Annotated in this window: 4 protein-coding genes; all 4 read right to left on the bottom strand. The window is 55.1% G+C overall.

What is annotated here, in order from left to right:
- Positions 1–637: 637 nt before the first annotated feature.
- Positions 638–1,612, bottom strand: a complete 975-nt coding sequence (locus tag RMN95_RS04805; protein WP_309615815.1) for a PD-(D/E)XK motif protein — start codon at positions 1,610–1,612, stop codon at positions 638–640.
- Positions 1,593–3,779 (bottom strand): Z1 domain-containing protein, encoded by a 2,187-nt coding sequence (locus RMN95_RS04800; protein WP_309615814.1) that lies wholly within the window; start codon positions 3,777–3,779, stop codon positions 1,593–1,595. Before RMN95_RS04800 ends, RMN95_RS04805 begins: the two co-directional genes overlap by 20 nt.
- Positions 3,780–3,786: 7 nt before the next feature.
- On the bottom strand, positions 3,787–5,310 hold the full coding sequence (locus tag RMN95_RS04795) for an ATP-binding protein (RefSeq protein ID WP_309615813.1): 1,524 nt from the start codon (positions 5,308–5,310) through the stop codon (positions 3,787–3,789).
- Positions 5,307–5,820, bottom strand: a 514-nt coding sequence (locus tag RMN95_RS04790; RefSeq protein WP_309615812.1) for a DNA cytosine methyltransferase, incomplete at its 5' end; no start/stop codon positions are given. The genes RMN95_RS04790 and RMN95_RS04795, both read right to left, overlap by 4 nt.

The raw sequence follows: 5,820 nt of genomic DNA, 5'->3' as shown, positions 1-5,820 counted from the left end.
GACTGGCGCGAGTGCCGGGTAACAAGCCTGCCCGATGTATGAATACATGAGGTCCCGCGCTCGCGACGCGTCTGGGCTAATTCACCACTGGACCTGCAACGCGATTTTCGGAACGGGAATCCAGCCGAGCCTGTCTTTCTTCACTTTGCTAGCGCGCCCGCCACTGATCTACTCAATACGAAAAGGAACCTCTTCGCCAGTGACGACCACGTATTCCACGGAATCTTCTCTGATTCGAACTTCAGACCGGCCGGCGAACTGGCGATCTTTTTGGATGTCGCGCTTAGTGGGCGAAGGCCGTATTAACTCCGGGCGCAGGGCGCCGCTTTCAAATGGAAAAACGGAGCGTGGATGGCGTGTAGCTTTCGATTAGTACTCAGCAACATCGGCATGGAGAAAAAATGGCGCGCTTACGGTCTCTTGACCACATCGTTAGCAACTCCCGACTTCACCCCACTGAGGTCGACGGGCTTTGGAGCGTAGTGATTAGCAAGAGTGGCGAGCATTTCCTGCAGCTCTCGACATACGGATCGGACGCACGTCAATCAGGCCCGAAAGTCAGTCAGACAATCCAGTTAAGCGCAGAGATGGCTGCCGCTCTAATGAGTGCAATCGAACAAACATTTCCGACCTAAGGCTAGTAACGAAGTCCCAGCAACTCGGCCCGCGATTTCTCGATCGGGGCCGCAACGGAGAAATCCGATTCGAAGTGGACCCCAGATACCCCGATTGGAAGATCGCCCCGAAGTGCTGGGACGTCCGATGCTGAATACAACTGCAAAGACCCCAAGGACAAGTCCAAATCCAAATACCGCTCACCCAATGTCAACACCTCGGATCCCATCGTTTCACCTACCGTCTCCCGTAGTTTGAGCGCCTGCGCAGGTGTCGCCAGCCGCTCCGCAATCATGTCCACGAGGTCAGCGACGGAGACTCCGTGGTCTAAGAATTCGACGAAGACAGACGCAAACAACGTCGGCAACAGACCCGGAGAATTTGCTTGCGCGAACGAAAGTATGTGTCTACGTACGCTGCTAGTAGTCGATTTCACTTCTACGCGAGCCCGGTCAAACACGAAATCGACTCGGTCGACATCTCGCATCCTCCAGGAAAGGACCGCCGCTGCGGAATCCTCTAGGGCCAGAATCAACACCAGTTCCCCTACTAGACCGGCGATAGTGGCCCGCGGAGGGGTACTCAAACTCATGAACAAACTTGCTAGCCGCGAAATCGCGTCTTGTACTTGAACCATCGTGGGACAGTCGCCCAAGACGTTGATCAGAGACGCGCAGATCGCGTAGAAATGACTTATTGTTCGGGGATCGGTGTCTCGACATTTCACCCGAACCAGGTTCAAGCGCTCTGTTAGATCGTCAAAGGACACGTCGCACTGGATGCCAAACGCAGCCTCAATGGTGTTAGTCACGATGGGCGCCTGCGCCGGCCCGATTTCGACACGCACCAGGAAATTCGCGTAACCGTCGTCGTCGATGCCGACCATGTATGGCCCGGAGACACTGCGGCCGCGGATGGCACCCATCGGAAGATCGGCGTTCTCGAGTTCAAAAAATGACCGCAGCAGAGGCAAACGGTCAATGGGTTTGTTGGACATACCAGCCACCCCCGAGCGCTTCTGGCACCCACACCGCGGTGATAGGCAGATGCGGTACGACTACACGACCGCGCAGGGCCGCTTGGACATCGTGCACCTGAACAGTCACCGCGCCCTTACTTCTAACAAAGGCGTCGCCGGGGTAAACCTCGCCCTCCTCGTGGCCACGCGCCGCCCTAGATGGCCCCTGAAAAAGAGCCTTAACTGAATATCCCTGCTCATCGAGGGAGCGCTGCTCGACTTCAGTAGGCCTCATGCGGACGACCGTTGCGGAAAGCCCTGGATCCGAGTCCAACGCATCAGCAAGCTGGAGTAGCAGGCCGGTTTTCTGTAGAGAACTTTCGGGGTCGGCAACAGTCTGCTCACTAATCATGCGAAAAACATCGGATAGTGGCAACTGAGCGTAGGTATGACTCTGGGCAGCAGTTCTGTCAGGATGACCCGGCCACGGAACAAAGGTGAGCTTGCTTATTACTTCGTGAATTACATCCCAGTTGCCTTCTACACTGGTGTCCACGAGCGACGGGCTCAGATCCATGTACCAAGAGTCCCGAAAGTTGCCGCTAGCGTAACCGGAGATAAGCACGGCTCTACGAGTGGGCTTCAGGCTTGCATCGAGCAAGAACACACGTTGCCAATCGTTCAGCGATTGGCCGCTTTTCTCGATTTCCACCAGACGCTTATGCATGTCGACTTCGTGCCGTACGTACTCTTCGAACGCTGACTTGACATCAGGCTCCAGGTAAACCCGACATAGTCCAAGGTATGACTTCTTGTAACCGAAGAACCTAGCGCGCTGTTGAACGGTGTCAGCATTTCCGACACCGAGACCCCTGGGCATATAAGTAACGGTGAGACCCTCCACCGTGAAACCACGATCAAGGGCCTGGCCACCCACCAAAATGAAACCTAAAGCATCTTCCCAGCGCACTTCCGGGACCCCTCCGCCATCGCGCGTGTTCATCTCGATAATACGAGCCCGCCGAACGGCAAACTTGAGCATTGGTAACAGTTCAACCATCGGCGGTAAATCGCCTACCGTTCCGGCGAGGTCAATCCGAGCGGTTTCAAAACCTGCCATGAGCGCCGGCCAGTCGCCAGACTTGTCACCCTCATTGAGAATGTCTAACCAATTGCTTCGCGATTGCGTCACCCAGAGTAGAAAATGCCCATGAAGGGACGTTCCTCGTGATGGATGCACGAGCATCGATCTCGGACCAAACGCTCCATTTAGCAGGGCGAAAGCCAGGCCGAGGAAGTAGATTCGCATTGCTTGCAGGATAGACTCGGGCGGCTCATTCCGTACAACAGAATCTGACCGCAAGTCCCCCATAGGTATGGTTTCAATCAACTCAGGATGGTCGACGAAGAACGTTTCCCCGCCTACGTACCCATCCCCTGGTATCAACACCCTCACAAAATCTGGCGACAGGACATCGGCTATTTGGATCAGGAGCGGAGCCTGAGGCGTAGCCGTGTACTGAATGTACGCGTGATTTGGAAGTTGATTCCTTAGCGCGGTGAGTTGAGCATGCGTTGTCGAAAATTCGCCGCGCTGCACCCGATTGTTCAAACTCGCTTGATCAGCTTCGTCATCGATTACGAGCACGCGTAGCCCAGCCCACGATTCTTTCTTGACTAGCTCGATCAATGACTCGATGCGAGCGTAATTTTTCAGAACTATCGCGACTATCGGACTTCGAAAGTTGGCAGGGGTGTCCGGGTCGGTCCAATCTTCCCGAAGGGATTTGAACTGCTGGACGTGTTGTGCGTTTGCGTCGGACGGGTTCACGACGAAGTGCCACCCCGTGGGGGCTGCCTTTTTCAGGTCATTCGTGAGGCGGCGAACGCTTTGGTCAAGCAGAGGGTTAGATATTCCCGTGATGACAATGACAAGCGAATACTCGTTATCCTTGGCTAGGGAAATAACCCCCTCGTAGGACATGGTCTTCCCACTCTGGACGCGACCGACCACTAGCCCTGTAGTTCGCGCAGGAACATCGATTGCGAACGCGGCTTGACTGAGAATGCTTAGCGCATCTTGCCTCAGTTGAGAGGCAGCCTCCAGGGATGGGGCGATTTCCTTCTCAAAGCGCAAGAATGTTTCGCCAACTTGAAGCCCACCTCCTGTTTGCACAGCCGCGGGGGTGATAATTGAGTCGCTCATTTGATCCCTATGGTTGAGACAGTGCTGATGTGAGCACCTTGCCAATGTTTCGCGTGACCGTGCCAGGCATGTTGACGCCGCTCGCTCCCGCGAGGACCTCGCCTACGACTATGGCGATCGCGAGACGCAGAATCGCCTCGAGGCTTTCCACACCGTTGGCCGCAAATCTAAGCAAGAACGGGTGGGCCATGTTCAATCGAATGTGGATGCTCTGCTTTCCCGCGCCACTTGTGTCGACACTGTGCCACATCCAGTGCGAATCGCCGTCTTCTCTTGATATCTCAATCCGGAACGACCAATGTTGACCCTCATGAAAAAATCCAAAGGCTCGCTCGACGCTCTCGGGAACGTCACTGATCTCATTTGGCGCCTCGACGGGTTGTAGCGCACCAAGTTCCGCAATGGCCGCCGGAAGGTGGGTTTCCAGGGTCTCTACCGCGTTGCTGATGGCTTCGGTCGCAATTTTTGCGTGATCTGGTGACGGCGTCTTCGCTCTATGTCCCTCAGCTTGCTTGAGAAGGGGAAGCGGCTCGGAGTCCAGCGCTTCCCTGAGCAAATCGAGGAATGGTTCTTCGTTTGAGTCCCACTGGAAGCCATCTTTGGTGTGGCTGACTTCAAAGCCATCCAGATGCAGTTCCCCGAAAAGCCTCTGAGATCGGAAACTGTTACCTGCACCGAACACCGAGGTCGGTCGGTACCCTTCGTCCCCACTGCCCTCGATAACTCGCCCACGACGAAAAAGAGAAAACCCGGAGTTTTGAGTGTCCCCTTTCTCTCGAAGCGCAGCGAAACCTTGAACTTTTAGACCACCGCCAAAATCGAACTCGACCTCCTTGCGCCACATCAGTTGGGCGTCTTCAGGTTCCTTGTAGAACGGTGCTACAAGGATGTTTGGCTCGTCGTACTCGAGCGATTCACCATTCACGCGAAGGTCAAGGGAACCCTGCCTAATGAACACCCTGTAAATGTCGCGGAGATGTTGCTTTACCTTGCCGAGGGTGCGACCAACAGGCTTGTGGTTGAGGTTCCATAGTCGAACCTCAGTGAAGTGCGATTCGGGAGTCGACTCGAAGGCGAAAACTTCCAACTCGTCCACTTCGGCATGCACGATGTCTTCGATATTGAAAGTCACTATGTGACCGGAGTTTGCGCCCAATGCACTAGTCCGTACGCTCCATCGACCAGCAAACCAACACGATGCGCTCTTCATGCCCATCCCGAATTCAGATAGCCCTGAACGGTCGGGCGGAATCTGCGCGGCTCTGAACGCCCTCGGAAAGTCAGAAAGGCCGATTCCCGCAGCGTTGTCTCTGATTGTGATGGCGCCAGAGCCGGCGGCATCGATCTCGATGTCGATTCGAAGTCTGTAACCGGCGCCATGACGAGCGATTAGGGCGTCACGGTTGGCCAACATACTTTGCAACGAATTGTCTACGTACTCTGCGAGTGCGAACCAAGGCTTGTAGTTAAGTCGGCTTAGCACCGCCAGCATGGATACACCTGGCGAAATATTGACCCTCAGATCGCTCATCCGGCGAGTCTCTGATTATCGAGATCGAAGTCAGAATCATTTGCATCTCGTGCTCCAGCTCGAATAAGTGCATTTGCGATCTCCGCCACGACGCTGGCATTGACAGCATTCCCGAGGGCCCGATATGCCTCGCTGCGTTTCGCAGGGAGGGAGATGGAACCGAGGCTTTGCAGTCGTGCGCACTCCCGCGGAGTCATGTACCGCTTTTCCCAACCGATGATGGGGACTTGGGTGTCAGTCATAGCGATCAGGCTCGGCGACGTAGTCGGGCGTTTAACTCGCACGCCGGAGGCACGGAATTGAATCACGAAATCCCAGATGTTTTTCCGCTCGCCCTTAGCGTTCCACTCAAATTTTTGGAGGCTTGATGGGAAACGCCGAATACTCGGCAGCCAAGGATCTATCCATGAACGATTCGCAGTGTAAAAATCGCGATTCTGACGAATGAAGTCGACCTTCCACTTAGGAAATTCGAAAACGGGACGCCGCGCGTGGCTTGGGAGCTTGGCG

It is taken from the genome of Salinibacterium sp. (assembly GCF_031364185.1).
Lineage (GTDB): Bacteria > Actinomycetota > Actinomycetes > Actinomycetales > Microbacteriaceae > Rhodoglobus.
The sequence above is the reverse complement of the archived record's forward strand: the minus strand, read 5'-3'. Positions and strand labels throughout refer to the sequence as shown.

Coding starts and splice junctions, on each gene's coding strand:
- RMN95_RS04800 (WP_309615814.1), bottom strand. CDS start 3,779: ATGAGCGACTCAATTATCACCCCCGCGGCTGTGCAAACAGGAGGTGGG.
- RMN95_RS04795 (WP_309615813.1), bottom strand. CDS start 5,310: ATGAGCGATCTGAGGGTCAATATTTCGCCAGGTGTATCCATGCTGGCG.
- RMN95_RS04805 (WP_309615815.1), bottom strand. CDS start 1,612: ATGTCCAACAAACCCATTGACCGTTTGCCTCTGCTGCGGTCATTTTTT.